This is a genomic window from Geobacillus sp. Manikaran-105, from assembly GCF_002809955.1.
Taxonomy (GTDB): Bacteria; Bacillota; Bacilli; order Bacillales; family Anoxybacillaceae; genus Geobacillus; species Geobacillus thermophilus.
Genome location: NZ_PIJG01000028.1, coordinates 1 through 16575, shown reverse-complemented (window position 1 = coordinate 16575; position 16575 = coordinate 1). Strand labels below are relative to the sequence as shown.

At 53.5% G+C, this 16575-nt stretch carries 17 protein-coding genes, 3 tRNA genes and 1 pseudogene; 4 read left to right on the top strand and 17 right to left on the bottom strand.

Annotation, left to right across the window (positions count from 1 at the left end; translation table 11 throughout):
* Positions 1-121 precede the first annotated feature (121 nt).
* The 8 genes and pseudogenes from CV945_RS09725 to CV945_RS09675 form a co-directional block, all read right to left on the bottom strand.
* Entirely contained in the window at positions 122-865 is a 744-nt protein-coding gene (locus CV945_RS09725; protein WP_011231148.1) for an NAD-dependent protein deacylase, read from the bottom strand.
* Positions 866-1054: 189 nt separating this feature from the next.
* Positions 1055-1804 carry an oxygen-insensitive NADPH nitroreductase gene (gene nfsA / locus CV945_RS09715; protein WP_033012810.1) on the bottom strand — a complete coding sequence of 250 codons (750 nt, stop codon included), beginning with the start codon at positions 1802-1804 and terminating at the stop codon, positions 1055-1057.
* A gap of 95 nt (positions 1805-1899) precedes the next feature.
* A pseudogene (locus CV945_RS09710) lies at positions 1900-2705 on the bottom strand (pirin family protein).
* Positions 2706-3156: 451 nt separating this feature from the next.
* The gene (locus tag CV945_RS09700; RefSeq protein ID WP_011231143.1) at positions 3157-3486 is read right to left on the bottom strand and encodes a type II toxin-antitoxin system PemK/MazF family toxin; all 330 of its coding nucleotides are present in this window, start codon (positions 3484-3486) and stop codon (positions 3157-3159) included.
* Positions 3486-3755 (bottom strand): AbrB/MazE/SpoVT family DNA-binding domain-containing protein, encoded by a 270-nt coding sequence (locus CV945_RS09695; RefSeq protein WP_023634676.1) that lies wholly within the window; start codon positions 3753-3755, stop codon positions 3486-3488. Before CV945_RS09695 ends, CV945_RS09700 begins: the two co-directional genes overlap by 1 nt.
* 238 nt (positions 3756-3993) lie before the next feature.
* Positions 3994-4083, bottom strand: a tRNA-Ser gene (locus tag CV945_RS09685).
* A gap of 9 nt (positions 4084-4092) precedes the next feature.
* Positions 4093-4165, bottom strand: a tRNA-Ala gene (locus tag CV945_RS09680).
* Positions 4166-4175: 10 nt separating this feature from the next.
* Positions 4176-4252: transfer RNA gene (locus tag CV945_RS09675), tRNA-Pro, on the bottom strand.
* Positions 4253-4570: 318 nt separating this feature from the next.
* Between CV945_RS09675 and CV945_RS09670 the strand changes: the two genes are divergently transcribed.
* Positions 4571-5056: a hypothetical protein gene (locus CV945_RS09670; protein ID WP_232722068.1), complete on the top strand. Its 486-nt coding sequence runs from the start codon at positions 4571-4573 to the stop codon at positions 5054-5056.
* Positions 5057-5210: 154 nt separating this feature from the next.
* On the opposite strand, the gene CV945_RS09665 is transcribed toward CV945_RS09670, so the two are convergent.
* From CV945_RS09665 to CV945_RS09620, 9 genes are all read right to left on the bottom strand, one after another.
* Positions 5211-6191, bottom strand: coding sequence for an ABC transporter permease (locus CV945_RS09665; RefSeq protein WP_100659655.1), 981 nt, complete (start codon positions 6189-6191; stop codon positions 5211-5213).
* On the bottom strand, positions 6184-7098 hold the full coding sequence (locus CV945_RS09660; protein ID WP_055358979.1) for an ABC transporter ATP-binding protein: 915 nt from the start codon (positions 7096-7098) through the stop codon (positions 6184-6186). Before CV945_RS09660 ends, CV945_RS09665 begins: the two co-directional genes overlap by 8 nt.
* Entirely contained in the window at positions 7095-7892 is a 798-nt protein-coding gene (locus tag CV945_RS09655; protein ID WP_015374774.1) for an SGNH/GDSL hydrolase family protein, read from the bottom strand. Before CV945_RS09655 ends, CV945_RS09660 begins: the two co-directional genes overlap by 4 nt.
* 17 nt (positions 7893-7909) lie before the next feature.
* Positions 7910-8218, bottom strand: coding sequence for a transporter suffix domain-containing protein (locus tag CV945_RS09650; protein WP_369806435.1), 309 nt, complete (start codon positions 8216-8218; stop codon positions 7910-7912).
* A gap of 286 nt (positions 8219-8504) precedes the next feature.
* Positions 8505-9461 carry an MBL fold metallo-hydrolase gene (locus tag CV945_RS09645; protein WP_100659654.1) on the bottom strand — a complete coding sequence of 319 codons (957 nt, stop codon included), beginning with the start codon at positions 9459-9461 and terminating at the stop codon, positions 8505-8507.
* 138 nt (positions 9462-9599) lie between these two features.
* Complete coding sequence (locus CV945_RS09640) at positions 9600-10487, bottom strand: sulfite exporter TauE/SafE family protein (protein WP_100659653.1); 888 nt, start codon at positions 10485-10487, stop codon at positions 9600-9602.
* A 263-nt stretch (positions 10488-10750) separates the two neighbouring features.
* Entirely contained in the window at positions 10751-12109 is a 1359-nt protein-coding gene (gene glnA / locus CV945_RS09630; RefSeq protein WP_033016732.1) for a type I glutamate--ammonia ligase, read from the bottom strand.
* 191 nt (positions 12110-12300) lie between these two features.
* Positions 12301-12690 carry a gamma-glutamylcyclotransferase family protein gene (locus tag CV945_RS09625; protein WP_044744334.1) on the bottom strand — a complete coding sequence of 130 codons (390 nt, stop codon included), beginning with the start codon at positions 12688-12690 and terminating at the stop codon, positions 12301-12303.
* A gap of 259 nt (positions 12691-12949) precedes the next feature.
* On the bottom strand, positions 12950-13513 hold the full coding sequence (locus CV945_RS09620) for a thioredoxin family protein (protein ID WP_050367214.1): 564 nt from the start codon (positions 13511-13513) through the stop codon (positions 12950-12952).
* Positions 13514-13648: 135 nt separating this feature from the next.
* Between CV945_RS09620 and CV945_RS09615 the strand changes: the two genes are divergently transcribed.
* The 3 genes from CV945_RS09615 (at position 13649) to CV945_RS09605 (ending at position 16437) form a co-directional block, all read left to right on the top strand.
* Positions 13649-14623, top strand: a complete 975-nt coding sequence (locus CV945_RS09615; RefSeq protein WP_100659651.1) for a coiled-coil domain-containing protein — start codon at positions 13649-13651, stop codon at positions 14621-14623.
* A 157-nt stretch (positions 14624-14780) separates the two neighbouring features.
* On the top strand, positions 14781-15785 hold the full coding sequence (locus tag CV945_RS09610) for an LLM class flavin-dependent oxidoreductase (RefSeq protein WP_100659650.1): 1005 nt from the start codon (positions 14781-14783) through the stop codon (positions 15783-15785).
* 4 nt (positions 15786-15789) lie between these two features.
* Positions 15790-16437: an MOSC domain-containing protein gene (locus tag CV945_RS09605; RefSeq protein WP_100659649.1), complete on the top strand. Its 648-nt coding sequence runs from the start codon at positions 15790-15792 to the stop codon at positions 16435-16437.
* Positions 16438-16575 lie beyond the last annotated feature (138 nt).

The following is a 16575-nucleotide window of genomic DNA, read 5'->3' as shown; positions in this document are numbered from 1 at the left end:
AACCGGTTGGTATGTTATCTTTATTATATTCGAATGTTCTGAAAAGTACAATACCTTTTTTGATTTTCGTCCAACGGGAAAACGCCATATGCGTTCTCCCGTTGGCATGGAATCTATCGATCTATTCCGCCTGTATTTGCTTGCGCACGCTAGCGACCGTTTTCCCGATTCCGCCATAAATGACAAGGTCAAACATCCCGTCCATTCTTGTCGCTGTTTTGTTGATCAATACTTTCCTTGTTGCCGGCGATTCGGCGGCGACATAAAACGGGATTTGATTCACGGGCGCCACTTCCAAACTTGTTCCCATCGCCAGAAGCAAGTCGCTGGCGGCCGCCGCAGCAAACGCTTCTTCCATGCGCGGCACGAGCCCGCCAAACAAAACGACATCCGGTTTGACAATCGTCTGGCACTTTTCACAGCGCGGCACCTCGTGACGGTTGATAAACGACAGATCATACTTGTTGCCGCATGACGGGCATGTCGCCGTCTGCAGCGTGCCGTGCAGCTCAATGACATTCGTGCTTCCTGCTTTCGTATGCAGCCCGTCAATATTTTGCGTCAAAATCGTCACCGTCTTGCCCATCTCCTCAAGCCAGCGGAGAAACCGATGCCCGTCATTCGGGGCAAAGCCGCCCATCATTTTTAATGAAAACATCCGCTTGAATCGACGCCAAAAATCAACCGGATCTTTTTTGTAATAATACTCTGACAAATAATATTCGACATTGTCCTCTTGGGCGTAAAGGCCGTTTTCGCTGCGAAAATCAGGAATGCCGGATTCCGTGCTCATCCCCGCCCCGGTCAGGACGGCGATCGTATTCGCCTCTTTGATCCATTGCGCCAGTTGCCGGATTTGGTCCATCCTCGTTCTCTCCTTTCCTACGAACCTCTTGGTTTTGCCAGTCTCGCCTTCGGTTCTTTTCGAGGCCATAACGTATAGCTGAAACTCCAGACAAAATCAATCACTAAAACCAATGTCCAACGGGCTGGCATAGTTTTCTCACAAATGGAATCGCCTGCAAGAAAAACCCCTCTTCCGAACGAAGAGAGGCTACCGTAAATTGAACCCTTTCCCTTCCACAAACTCCTTCATGTACATCCGGACTTGGCGGCTGAGCGTATCGGCCATCTGCCCGGTCCATGTGTCGCGGCGGCGGCCGTTTGTCCGCTGCTCATAATACGCCGAAATCGTTTCGTTGTAGCGTTGCAATTGTTCGAGGAATCGGGCGCGGTCTTGGTTGTATTCGTCCTCATGATAAACGTGTTCAAACGGCAGCCGCGGCTTTGGATCCGGCGTTTGCGCAGGATAGCCGACGGCAAGCCCGAACAGCGGAATGACCCGTTTCGGTATGTTAAGCAGTTGGCATACTTCCGGCAGGTTGTTGCGCAGCCCGCCAATGTAGCAGATGCCAAGCCCCATCGACTCCGCGGCAATGGCGGCGTTTTGCGCCGCAAGCGCCGTGTCAATCAGCGCAACCATAAACTTTTCCGTACTCTCAAGCGATGGAAGCACGTCTTTTCCTTCTAGCTCGCCAATGAGCTCATGGCGGTGAAAATCAGCGCAAAAGACAAAGAAATGGCCGTTACGCTCGACATAGGATTGATTTCCCGCCAGCTCGGCGAGCTTCCGTTTTTTCTCCGGATCTTTCACCCCGATGATCGAGTACGCTTGAACATAGCTTGAAGTCGATGCCGCCTGGGCGCATTCGACGATCGTGCGGATTTGTTCATCCGTGAGCGGCCTGTCTTCAAACCGGCGGATCGAACGGTGCTGGAGAATCGTTTCGATGACTTGGTTCATGACTATGTCCTCCTTGAACAGCCCAACGGCTTCTTTTTGTGAACATGATAACAAAAAAGAAAGAGCCATACAACGAATCGGCTCTTTCCCTTCCATTATCGCCCAAACCGCCCTTCCTGGTAATCGCGAATCGCCTCGCGGATTTGTTCCGGCGTGTTCATGACGAACGGCCCGTAGGCGACGACCGGTTCGTTCACCGGCTCGCCGGCATAAAGAAGAAGGCGGAGTTTTTCGCGGGCGGTCACGTTTAGCTCCGTTTCCTCGCCGCGGTCGTGGCGGCTGAAAAACAGCGCTTGCCCGGCTTTTCCTTCCGTCTTGTCGGCGCCAAACATGCCGCTGCCTTCTAAAATGTACAAAAAGCCGTTGTAATGGCCCGGCAAGTCTTGCGCCACCGTCGCCCCCGGCTCCACCGTCATGTCGACCATCGTCACCGGGACGATGTTTTTCGTCGGCGCTTTGACGCCTTTCGATGAGCCGGAAAAGACGCGGATCACCGCCCCTTCCTCTTTTCGCACCGGCATGTCCTCGGCGCGCAAGTTTTGGTAGCGCGGCTCGGTCATTTTATGCGTGCTCGGCAAGTTGATCCAAAGCTGCAGGCTGTGCACCGTCGAACCGGGAGCCGGGTCTTCTTTATGGACGACGCCGCGGCCGGCCGTCATCCATTGCACATTTTGCTGTCGAAATGTTCAAGCTCGCCGCTGATCACATACGTGACCGTCTCAATGCCGCGGTGCGGATGGACGTCAAACGTTCCTCGCTCAAAAATATCTTCCATCAGCAGCAAAAACGGATCATACTCTTGCCAGTTCCCGGGCTCAAGCACCGAACCGCTACGATGAATCGGACTGTTGGTGGTCATTTGCACGGTTTTCACGCGACGAATGCGGCGTTGAATCGCCATAACCTCTCCTCCCTTATGTTGCGCAATCCCGGCCGTTGCCGAAAGGAGTGCAGCTCAATCGGCAAACCGTTTCCTCCTTCATCGTACCGGATTCAACGAAAAACAGGCAAGTCATCTGCCTGAAAAATGGCGGCCATACCGCTCGCAAAAAACAAAAACCTGCCGGCACTCGGCAGGTGGACGTTGGAAGAGGGATTCCAATCCCACCATAAAACTATTGATACAAGGATGAATGGACATGCTCGTTCATCACGTGCAAAATTTGTGCAAAATAATCTCCAGTGTGTCAATCCATGCAAAAAGGCGGGACAATCCGCCTTCTTTTCGTTGCTCGATTCTGCCTTTTTAACAAAATATCCGAAGGAAGTCTCCCGCCTCAAGGAGCGTGAAGGGCAAAAATGTACGCAAAAAGTATGCTAAAAGTGAACAAAAGGCCAATATAAATGGCCTTTCACGAAAGAAAAGTATGAATCAGATCCAAGCAATCCGAAACAACTTCATTGGGCGCCCGTCCTACTATTTGAAGCTGTCGGGCGCGCCAATCTAAACTTTTGACCTGATCGGTTAAAATCACGCCTTCAACGGCCAAGCCTGATGGCAATTCCACTTCAAATGGATATCCTTTTTGTTGCCGGGTGATCGGGCAAAGCACCGCAAACCCTGTCAATTGATTGAACCGCTTTGGTGATAGAACGATGCCGGGCCTTTTTCCTGCCTGCTCATGCCCTGCTTGTGGATTGAAATTGACGTAAACAAGATCCCCACGATCCGGCGCTTGCATCAGAACAATTCATTCCCTTCTGTTCCAAAATCAATTTCAGCATGGCGATTTTCCGGCGTGATTTTAGCCAAAAGTTCCTCCAATGTCGGCTTTTTCTTTTTCGGGATCAACTTGATCGCTTGGTTCTCAACGATCACCTCCACTTCTGATCCTTGATGAAGCGCTAAACGTTCAGCAATCACGCTTGGGATACGAACCGCAAGGCTGTTTCCCCATTTTTGAACTGTTATTGTCATGATTGACACTCCTTTCTGTTTGTTTAATTCCATTATACCTCTCTCCTTTCATTTCGTATATACATAGTATATACATAAATTCAAAAAAAGATGCCATCGAGACGGTGTTTTCGATTCGAAACGAACGATTACGATTGATGATAAGACGCTGAACATGTTAAAAGATTTGAAGAAAAGTCAAAAGGATTCCCAAAAAAATGAAAAACGACTGCCAACGCAGTCGTATCAAGGGGTTCATGATTTACAATTTGACAGGATCGGATATTAGAAATGGAGGAAGAGGGATTCGAACCCCCGCGGGCTGTGACACCCCTAGCGGTTTTCGAAACCGCCCCCTTCAGCCAGACTTGGGTATTCCTCCGTATGAAAATGGAGCCTATCGGATTCGAACCGATGACCTCCTGCGTGCGGGGCAGGCGCTCTCCCAGCTGAGCTAAGGCCCCATGTCTATAATGGTCGGGAAGACAGGATTTGAACCTGCGACCTCACGGACCCGAACCGTGTGCTCTACCAAGCTGAGCTACTTCCCGACATAGGCTGGTTTACCTTACGACAATTCATATTCTATATGAACCTCAAAGGAAAGTCAATAGTTTTTTTTATCTTTTTTCGCCATAACGGATGAAAATTGATCTTTTTTCTGAAACGACCTGCATAGCTGCCGCTCCTTTTTTCCTACTACTAAAAACACAGCAACCGTGTAAAGGAAAGGGGGCGCTTTGTGAAACTCATTCCGCCGGCGCGGCGCAAACGGGCGCATTTGTCGCAATTGACAACCACCCATTTCCATTTGCGTCATCCGCTTGTCGTCGCCTTTTTTTTCCTTTTCGTTTCCGGGTTTCGGCAATTTGACGCAGCAACGCTACGCCACGGCCTTTATGTTAATCCTCTGGGAGCTGTTTATCAACACAAAAGCCCATATCAATACAGGTATATTATACTCGCTGCTTGGCGATTTTGAAAAGGCAAAAGCCGTTCTTGACGAACGATGGCTCATGTTTTATGTGGCCATCTACATGTACAGCATTTGGGACAGCTACCGCGGCTCAGTCGACATGAACAAGCTGTATTTGCTCGCCGACCGCGAAGATGCGCCGATCTCTTCCATACCGAATGGGATCGTGCTTCTCATCCGTTGCGATGAACAGCAATGGCCGGCCGTAGAGCATATAGATGCAACAAAGAAGTTTAACATATCCTTGACAGAAAAGTGGTTTGCCCATTTTCGACTGTCGAAGGCAAGCGTGTGGCTTGCCCATTCATGGGTCTTTAAGCGGCGTTGTTCGGTCACTCGACAGTCGGATGCAATGACCGGCAAAGACGAAAAATGTTAAAGCTTTAAATTGCATCTATACAGTTGCTGCGGGGCCATCACGCGCTTGGACTCGCCGGCGTTCACGACAAGCAGCCGAATAGATAGGCATTTCATCCCCTTTCACTGAAAAACCCGAGGGAACACCCCCTCGGGTTTTCGCCGCTCTGCCGTTTTCAATAGACATCTCGCCGCATAAAGACAAAAAAAGCGACAAGAAGCCCTGCAAGCCCCCAGACAGCCAGCACGGCCATCGAAAAGCCAAGCGTCATCCCCTCAATCGGCGGAGCCGCTCCTTTTATGTAATCCGTCAGCCGCAAATTGACCATAAACAAATATTTTGCCGAATGCCACGACGACACCATGTTCGACAAAATCGCGCCAGAAATCAATGCCGCGAGCATAATGCCCATCACCGCCGCCGTGCTCCTAAGCAGCACGGAAAACATAAACGTCAGTGTGCCGACGACAACGCTCACAAACGCTGCCAGCCCAAGCTCGATCAAAATGTATTTCCATTGCGGAATCATGTGAACGTTCGTTGTATCGAGATCCTCTCCTTGAGGGACAAAACCGGTCAATAGCGGCAGACGGAAGCCGCCATATCCAAACACGAGTCCGGAGATGGCATACGACAGCACCGCCGCCATCAGCATAATGAGCGACACCGACAGGAGCAACGCGATATATTTGCTCAACAAAATTTTCCACCGCTTCACCGGCCGGACAAGCAGCAGTTTGATCGTTCCCGCGCTCGCCTCGGACGACACTAAATCGGCCGCCACCACCATCACCAAAAGCGGCAAGAACAAATCGATGGCGTTTTCGATAAACGTGCGCATAAACGTCGGCGCTCCAGGGGCGGACGGGTTGATGTTATGTTCTAAGTAATACTGCTGCTGCTTGAGGCGGATTTGCAAGTATTTCCGCCATTCCTCCGACATGCTCGGCGACTGGAGGCGGTTTTGCAAATCGACGATTTGCTGCTGCAGCTGCGTCCGCCAGTCGGTCGTGCCAAGCCGTTTTCGCAGTTCTTCCGTCTCGCGGTATTGGGCGTATGTAAACAAGGCGACGAGCACCGCAATGATGGCGGCGATCACCCATAGCCGCTTTTTGCGGACGATTTTCAACATTTCATTATACACGAGCTTACTCAATCGTTTCGCCCCCTGTCAGCTCGATAAACAAATCTTCGAGCGTCGGCAGCCGCGGTTCAATTTCCGACACCGAGACGCCGGCTTGGACAAGCTTGGCGTTCCAAGCGGCTAGTCTCGACGGCTCATATGGCGTGACGATCGTCTCTTCATCAGCGCGCAGCACCTCGGTTTCCTCGGCCAACAGCGCCCGCGCCCGCTCGATCGGAACGGCTTTCCAAACGACGCGCGCCTGCTGGTTTAACAGCCGCTCCACCGTGTCGACCGCCAAGAGCCGCCCTTTCGCCATAATGGCGACGCGGTCGCACATTAATTGAATTTCACTTAACAAATGCGATGAAACGAGGACGCTCAACCCTTCCGTTTCCGCCAAAAAGCGGATGAAGGCGCGCATTTCGCGAATGCCGGCCGGGTCAAGGCCGTTGGTCGGCTCGTCCAAAATGAGCACCTTCGGCTTTCCAAGCAGCGCCTGCGCGATGCCGAGCCGCTGCCGCATGCCGAGCGAATACGTGTCCACCCGGTCATGGATGCGCTGTTCCAGCCCGACGAGCTTCGCCACTTCCATGATGCGATCTGCACCAATTCCCGGCATCATGCGGGCGAAATGTTCAAGGTTTTCCCAGCCTGTTAAATACGGATACATTTCTGGGTTTTCGACGATGCAGCCGATCTGGCGGATCGCGTCGGTAAACTGGCGATGAAGGTCATACCCGCCAATTGCCACCGTCCCCGCCGTCGGCCGAATGAGCCCGACGAGCATGCGGATCGTCGTCGTTTTTCCCGCGCCGTTTGGCCCTAAAAAACCGAATACTTCCCCTTCATGCAGCTCAAACGAAATGCCTTTAATAATTTCCTTGCCGCGAATCGTTTTTCGCAGCTCTTTGACCATCAATGTCGCCCGTTTGGTCATCGCTCGTCCTCCTCCGTCAACGTGATGAGCGAGGCGACGCGCTCTCCAATCCGCTTGTACCCTTCTTTGTTTGGATGGAAATGGTCGCTATATAAATAATCATTGACATGCAAGGCAAACAAGTCAAACGTCGGCACCGCGACGATGTTCGGATAGCGGGCCGCCACTTCCGCTGATGCAAAATTCCAATCGCGCACAACGGCCGATGTCCGTTTGGCATCGTCTAAATCGCCAAACGGGTTGTACAAGCCGATCGCAAAAATGACCGCTTCGCTGTTGAAGCGGCGCAGCGCGGCGAAAATGCGGTCAAGGTTCTCCACATACCGGCGCTTCGCTTCATCCAGTTGCTTGGCGTTCAACCGAAGCGCTTCCCCCCCTTGAAACAAGTCGTTGCCGCCGATCGTCATCACGATCAAATCCGCCATGGCGACTTGCCGCTGAATCTCAGGTTGGCCAAGCTGGCGAAGCAGTCCGTCGGAGCGAAGGCCGCGAACCGCCAAATTCGTCACACGGATCGGCTTATCCGTTTGCCGGCGAAGCGCATCGACCATATAGCCGACATACCCTTTTCCGCTTTCATCGCCCGTTCCTCTCGTCAACGAGTCGCCAAGAGCAACAATATCCATTTTCTCATCATGTTGCCTTGTTTCAGCCGTTGACGGCCGTTGTTCTTTCGTCGGCGGCTTGGCGGTTGCAAAAAACTGATCTTGCACCGCCAATGCCAGGCCGCCAAGCCAAAGCGCTCCGGACAGAGCGGCAACAACGATGAGAAACGAAACAGCTCTCCGTCTCATGCCACCACCTCATCTCTTTATTGGCTTTCTTCCAACCGTTCCTCTTTTTGCTTAACATCATTGGTTTGATCCAACCGTTGCCGATTTATGCGCCAATGCTTCGGATTCCAATACGCTTTCAGCTTCCTCGCTGCTTCTTTTCCAGCCAGCAGCACCCCAAGCCAAAACATGACTTCCGCCGCCGCAATGACCGTGGCGACAATCGTTGCCTTGACAGCGGCTGAAAACGGCAGAAACGGCGCGATCGGCACCGCCACCCAAACGACGAACGAGGCGATGATGAGGCCAATGCCAATGCGATACAGAACCGGTTTCTCTTGCTTCACGTCCCCACCTCCTTATGGCGTCGTGGTTGCGAACGAAGATTGGGATTCTGCACTCCCACTCTACCATATCCATCTCCCGTTCACGAAACGGCGCGCCTGAAGCCGTGCGTTTCGCCGCCAACCAACGCCTGTCTTGTTCCCAAACCGCAAAACGCACCGTTTGGAAGGAGAAAAACCGGCCTCATGGCATGAAACCAAGCAGACGGATTCGTCATCATCATCGTTATACGTATTAACAAAGAAAAGGTGTCCCTTTTATGCTTGGGACACCGTTCATTCACCCCTATCACCGCCGCTTATGCCAGTAATCGATCAACCCCATCGCGCACACCTGCAAATCCAGCTCGATCGCCGCATACACCGGCGACGAAGACGGGACGCCATATTCGTTCAAAAACGCTTCTACATCGCGGCGCAACCGTTGTGCAGCGACTTTCGCCTGCTCTGCGGGCGATGCTTCCGGATTTCGCTCGATCGCTTCTTTTCCTGCCGCCACAAATTTCGGCAGCCAAACGCGAAGCTGACGGAACGCTTCCTGCGGGTCATCGAGCATGCCAAAATGACCAAAATAGATGCGCGACGGATTCAACTTCTCGAGCCGCTCAGCCGACCGCTCCATCGCTTCAGGGTCAAATTGGTTCGGAGATGTGGAAGGCAGGCAAAACGCAAGCCCCGCTTCTTGCAGCTGCGGATAAAAAACGCCGATCGTATCGCCGGTGAACACGCCGCGGCTGTACGAATCATAAATCGAAACGTGATGGTTCGCATGCCCCGGCGTATCATAAAACACAAGCGTCCGCTCCGCACTCAACTCCAACGTTTTCCCGTCCTCTTTCACGATCAATCGCTCTTCTGGCACCGGAAGAATCGGATCAAAGAGCGACTCAAACTGCGCGCCGTACACCGCCTTCGCTCCAGCGATGAGGCGCGATGGATCAGCCAAATGCCGCTTCCCTTTCGGATGGACGACAACCATCGCATTCGGGCAATGCTGAAGAAGCAGCCCTACACCGCCGGCGTGGTCCAAATGAATATGGGTAACGATGATATAGCGAATCTCAGCCGGATCGATCCGAAGCGCTTTCAACCCTTCAAGCAAGTGCGGCACCGACGGGCTTGGCCCTGTTTCCACGATCGCCACATCGTCTTCATGAAGCACGTATGTACCGGTGCGCTGCGACATGCGCAAGTCGTACAAATCGATGAGTGAAATGCGGCGGCCTAAATCGATTGGACGGTTCATTCGCTTCTCTCCCCCTTTTCATATCAAAATTGAATTCGACACCGCCGCGAAAAATTCCTTCTTTCCCCACTCAAGAGGATGGCGAAACGAAATAACACGAGCCTTAACCAAAAACAGGGGTTGGCGCCCCGTCTTAATCTACGACGCCAACTCCCCACTAGCTGTTTTTCCTTTCCGTCCATTTCTGATCGCCACCCATACTGCCGCCGCCCAGCCGATGACGATGAGGCCGTACACAGCAGGATAAACCGGCGCCGGGGCTTCCCAAGCGTGCAGAAGCGTGCGAACGTTTGTCAAAATAATCAATCCGCCAACCAACACTCCAAGCAAATGGGACGGCAGTTTACGCACAAGCCAAGCCGCGATCGGCGCAGCGATGACCCCGCCCGCCATCAGCGTCAGCACCCAATACCAGTTCACTTGCTCCCAACCGAGTGAAATGACGAATCCGAGCGTCGCCGACAAGGCAACGGCAAATTCGGATGTATCGACCGTGCCGACCACCTTGCGCGCTTCCATGCTTTTATTGGCCAACAGCACCGGCGTCGCAATCGGCCCCCAGCCCCCACCGCCGGTCGCATCAAGAAAACCGGCCGCCAAGCCGAGCGGGACGAGCTGCTTATTGGACCACTGTTTTCTTGATGCCGACGGCGCGCGGCCGTTCAACACTAAAAATCGATAAATAATGTAAAAGCCAAGCGCCAATAAAAACAACGATACATACGGTTTGATCACATCCCCTGGCAAGTTGCTTAAAAAGCATGCTCCGATAAACGCGCCGACCGACCCAGGAATAATGAGCTTCCCGACCATGGCGCGATCGACGTTGCCAAATTTCCAGTGAGAGGCGCCGGACGCCGCTGTCGTCACCACTTCCGCCAAATGAACGGACGCCGAGGCAACAGCTGGAGCGATGCCAAACGTCAACAGCAGCGTCGACGAGGTGACGCCGTACGCCATTCCGAGCGATCCGTCGATCAACTGGGCGATAAATCCTACAAACACAAAAACGATCAGTTTTTTCATTGGTTTCCCTCCGCTTGCAATAGTTGAGCGTGTTACTTATAATTTAAATCCCATTATTCATAGATGTCAACTATGAATTTAAAAAATAAAAAAATGCAGTCATCTTTTCCTCCCCACGCGCAAGATGACGTTGCGAACACCGGCAGCTTGGCGGCCGACGGGCGGAAGGCGCCGCGCGGCCGTCCATCAAGACAAACAGCTGCCTGCAGAAAAAAGGCGCCCCGAATATGGCGACGGGACACCTTTTGGACGGTGGCTTTCGATCAGAACTTTCCTTGATACCGCTCGACTTCCCAAGCATGAACCGCCGTGCGGTAGCTGTTCCATTCCTCTTTTTTCAACGCGACATATTCGTTGAATACGTGCTCGCCAAGCGTCGTGCGGCCGATTTCACCTTCTTCGAACGCAGCGACAGCAGCACCCAAGTTTTCCGGCAAGTTGTCGATGCCAAGCTCCGCACGGCGTTCTTCCGACATATGGAAGATATCTTCATCAACCGGCGCTGGAGCGGTTAACCCTTTTTCGACACCGTCAAGGCCAGCGGCAGCGATGATGGCATACGCCAAATACGGATTCGCTGACGGATCCGGGCAACGGAGCTCAACGCGCGTCGCAACGCCGCGTTTCGCCGGAATGCGGATAAGCGCCGAACGGTTCGAAGCGGACCACGCGATGTAGCAAGGCGCTTCATACCCTGGCACAAGCCGTTTGTACGAGTTGACAAGCGGGTTCGTAACCGCCGCGAAGTGTTTTACGTTTTTCAGCAAGCCCGCGATGAATTGGTACGCTGTTTCTGACAACTGGTTCGCATCATTCGGATCAAAGAACGCATTTTCCCCATCTTTGAAGAGGGAAATGTTGACATGCATCCCTGAACCGTTGATGCCAAACACCGGTTTTGGCATAAACGTCGCATGGAGGCCGAACTTGCTGGCGATCGTTTTGACAACCCATTTGTACGTCGTCGCATTGTCCGCCGCACCGAGCGCATCGGCATATTTGAAGTTGATCTCATGCTGGCCTTCCGCCACTTCATGGTGCGACGCTTCAATCGTAAAGCCCATCGCTTTTAAGGCGCGGTAAATTTCAAGGCGAACGCGTTCGCCCAAGTCTTTCGGAGACGGTTCGAAATAACCGCCGCCATCATGGAGCTCAAGCGTCGGATTGCCGTTTTCATCGGCTTTGAACAGGAAAAACTCCAGCTCCGGACCGACCGAGATCGTATATCCTTTTTCCGCCGCCCGCTCGATCGTTTTTTTCAGCACGTTGCGCGGGTCGCCTTCAAACAGCGTGCCGTCCGGATTGGTCACCGAGCAGAGAAAGCGCGCTTCCGCATAGCCTTCCTCGACTGTCCACGGCAAAACAGCAAACGTATTCAAATCCGGCAGAAGATACAAGTCGGAACGGTTGATCGGCGAGAAGCCTTTGATCGACGAACCATCAAACATGATTTTCCCTTCGACAACATCATCAAGCTGTTCAGCCGTCACGGTCACGTGCTTTAAGATCCCTTCAATGTCGACAAACTGCAAATGAAGAAGCTCAACGTTCTTTTGTTGGATCGTTTCTTTAATTTGTTCGAGCAATCCCGTTTGGGTGGAGGAAACGAACGTTTTCGACATGTCACATTACCTCACATTCGTACGTTTATTTTTCTAACATGCTTTTATTATAGAAAAAGAGTGGTCGTTTGGCAACACTTTTTTAGCAATTTTTCTGTATTTTTATAACGATTTTTTGCAACCGTTTTCATATTCATGTAAAAAATAAACAGCCCAGAGGATGACCGTTCCTCACAGGCTGTTTCTAGATGTTACATTTTCTCCTCACGCCGCCGCCATGATCCGGACGGAATAAGCGGCAAGCCGGCCGCTTTTTCCGGCGGATAGACGTACACATATCCTTCGATCGGTTTGCACGCGTCGCGAACCCACACCCGTTCGTATTCGTTATCGCGCCGCCCTTCAACGTAATCCTCGAGCTCATCCATTGCCTTGAGCCCTTCTTCCGTCACCGTCAGCCACTCCCCTTCCACTTCCCCCTCTTCTCCAAGCACAAGCGCGGGGTACGGACCGACATTGTATAAGCGGCCGTTTACTTTCCCTGGACACGCGGCGCGAACGTATGGAGCGGCCACTTCATGGTTTTCTTCGCCAGTCAGCAACGTTCCATACACAAACACCCGATATCGCCCTTCCGCCATCTCCTCGTTCTCCTTTTGTTTACATAACATAAATTACGAAAACTCAAGGAAAGGAAACAAAAACAATGGAAGCCCTTCCTCTCATCCATCCTTGCCGCTCCGAGGCGGCGCCAGTGTGAATTTGTTCAGTAGATCGCGGCCACAAAAATGCCGTGCCGGCTGCACTCGCAAGCCAACGGCACGGCGGTGGCGATTCCGCAACGAACGAATGATGCTTTTTCCATCATACCCGCTTCACAATGAAAAGTCAAGCACATTGTTACAGTGTTTGTTTCCATTTAATGCTGCAGCCGATGCTCGGCTTTTGCTTTTCCGGCACCGGGCGGCCCTCCAACAAAGCATCCAGCGCGGTGCGGATCGACTCCCCGGTGACCGGGATGCCGTTGTTCGGGCGCGAGTCGTCCAACTGGCCGCGGTAGACGCATTTCAGATCCCGGTCGAAAATGTAAAAGTCCGGGGTGCAAGCGGCGTCGTATGCTTTCGCCACCTCTTGCGTCTCATCGTACAAATACGGAAACGGATAGCCGAGCTCTTCCGCCACCTTTTTCATGTTTTCGGGTGAATCTTCTGGATACTGTTCCGCATCGTTGGAGTTGATGGCGACAAACGACACCCCTTTGGGCATATAATCGTTCGCGAGGCGAACAAGCTCGTGCTGGACATGCTTGACAAATGGGCAGTGATTGCAAATGAACATAATGACGGTTGCGACGTCCGATTTCACATCCTCAAGACGGACGACGTTGCCATCGATGACATTCGTGAGGGCAAACGGGGGCGCTTGTTTGCCAAGCGGAAACATATTCGATTCGACAGCTGGCATCAACAACACCCTTTCTCCAATATTTTCTTTCATTATATCAAAAGGAAGGCGGGTGTCACAAATCCAGCGCCCAAACCGAACTGCACAGCTCGGCATATGATGCCACATAGACGACGGAAAGGAGGCGTTTGTGCATTGATTTATATGAATAAACACATGACCCCGCGCGTGTACGGGCCAGCTGCCGCACCGCCCGCATCCCACCCGATGTTTTATTATCGCCGCACCGCTGCGCAACAAATGCTCGAACAGCAAAAACAACAGTTCGATCAGTTGGCGGAACGACTCGCCCAACTTGAGGACGCCATCGAAGAAGGGCAAAAGCACCAAGCGGAACAACGCGAACAAATGGCGGACATGTTCGCCCGCCTCGAACAGTCGCTTGCGGCCGGCTGGGCGCGGCAAAGCGGACGGCTTGCCGAGGCGCTGTCCGAGCTCGGACAAACGGTGACTGCTGGACAAGTAGCCCAAACCCATTATTACGAAGAAATGGCCGCCATAGTTGCCTCGCTTCAGCAAGCGGCCGAAACCGGGCAAAAGCAACAGGAAGCGCAAAGCGGGCAGTGGGCGGAAGCGCTCGCCCGCCTCGAGCGGCTGCTTATGGAAGCACAGGCGGGGCAAGCCGCCTTGGCCGGAACGCTCGCCCGCCTCGAGCAGTCGGTCATCGCCCAGCAGGAGCGGGAGGAAAGGCGACAATTGCAGTGGGAAGAGCAGCTGGCCAAAGAAGAAGCGGCGCAGCAGGCCGTCATCGAAGCACTCACCGTGCAAAGCGACACGATGCGCCGGCTCGAGCAGCGGACGGCTGAACGTGAACAGCTCGCCGAAGGAATGGCCGCCCGCCTCGAAGGGCAGGAAAAACTGTACCAAAAGTTGATCGAGCAGTTCGAGCTGCAGCACGTGTTCCATGAGACGGTCATCGAACGGCTTGAAGCGCAAGAGGCCGCGCAGTACAAAGTCACCCGCCAGCTTGACAGTTTAAAAGAGGCGCTGTATGAACGGTGTTCGTTTATCGTCGACAGCGTCAGACAGCTGTTTCATTCCTTTTTCCCTAAGCGCGGCCCCAAACCCGACCGCCAGGCGGCTGAACAAAAGCAGTCCGTCAGCTTGTGAACTGCCGCGCATCTTGACGAGATTGGCCGATCCGACGACGGCGGATCGGTTTTTTGCTAGACGGGTGGACAAATGAATGGACAAACCGAAGCAAAACAGCGCATAATAGAAACTAATCATTATTTCCACCGCTGCGGCGGAAGAAGGAGGAATCGCAATGGCGCTGCAACTGAGCGTCCTCGACCAGTCGCCGATCGCCGAAGGCATGACGGCAGAAGAAGCGCTCGAGAACACCGTCAAGCTCGCCCAACACGTTGAGCAGCTCGGCTATAAGCGGTTTTGGGTGTCGGAACACCACGATACAAACAGCCTTGCCGGTTCGTCGCCGGAAGTGCTGCTCGGACACATCGGAGCGAAAACGTCGCGCATCCGCATTGGCTCAGGCGGCGTGATGCTGCCGCATTACAGCCCGTACAAGGTGGCGGAAAACTTCCATGTGCTTGCCGGCCTTCATCCCGGCCGCGTCGATCTCGGCATCGGGCGGGCACCCGGCGGCATGCCCCGGGCGACGATCGCGCTGCAAGGCGACAGACGACGGTCGGTCGACCGCTATCCGGAGCAAATTGACGACTTGCTCGGCTATTTGTATGACGCCTTGCCGCCGGTTCACCCGCTGTATGGCGTCAAGGCGACGCCGATCGTGCAGTCCCCGCCGGAACTATGGCTGCTCGGCTCCAGTTCGGAAACGGCGAAGCTGGCAGCCGATAAAGGGCTGCCGTACGTGTTCGCCCAGTTTATCAACGGGGAAGGCGGCGAACATTATATGCGGCTGTACCGCGACCGGTTTGTTCCATCGCCGTATTTGGCCGAGCCGCGCGGAATGGTCGCGGTGTTTGCAATTTGCGCCGAAACGGATGAAAAAGCGGAATGGATCGCCGGCAGCCTTGATCTGTCGCTTCTTATGATCGAGCAAGGGATGGCGCTGAACGGCACGCCAAGCCCGGAAAAAGCGGCTGCGTATCCGTACAGCCCGTATGAGCGCAAACGGGTGGAAGACAACCGGCGGCGGATGATCGTCGGCAGTCCGAGGCGCGTCAAAGACAAGCTGTATCGGCTGAGCGAAACGTATGAAACAGAGGAAATCATGCTCGTGACGATTACATACGACTTCGAGGATAAACTCGCAAGCTTCCGGCTCATCGCCGAGGCGGTATGGGGGTGAACCAATGCAAATTGTTTCGATTAATGTCGGAAAGCCGAAAACAATAGAGGTAAATGGCGAGCGGCTAGTGACCGGCATTCACAAAACGCCGGTCGCCGGGCCGGTCGCTGTCGGCAAGCTTAACTTGGTTGGAGATGGACAAGCCGACCTCGTCCATCACGGAGGAGAAGATAAAGCGATTTGCGCCTATCCGTCCGAGCATTTCGTCTATTGGGAAGAGCGATACGGCCGCCCATTTACGGCGGGGGCGTTTGGCGAAAACTGGACGCTTCTCGGGTTGACGGAAGACGATGTATGTCTTGGCGACATGTATGCCGCCGGCACAGCGCTCGTGCAAGTGTCGCAGCCGCGCCAGCCGTGCTCCAAATTGGCGTTCAAACATCAGCTGCCCGATTTGCCGAAAGCCGTCTGCCAGACAGGAAAAAGCGGGTTTTATTTCCGCGTCTTGCAAGAAGGCGTCGTCGAGCCGGGCGCGCCGCTCGTTCTCGTCGAACGGGGCGTGGGGGCGCTGTCCATCGCGTATATCAATCACATTTACTATCATGAGCGCGACAATGCTGCTGCCATGAAGCAAATCGCCAGCCATCCGGCCTTATCCGCAAGCTGGCGCGAAACGTTTCAAAAGCGTCTCGCCGCTCGGCCCCGGCCGTAAAGCACAAAGCGGCGGAAATGACTAACAAAATATCTTTATACCCGTGGTGCTAGATAAACTTGATCAAGCATAAAAATAGCCCTTGCTGGCGGATCTCCAGTAGAATGAAAGTGTCACCCAACATTCGAAAGGAGAGAT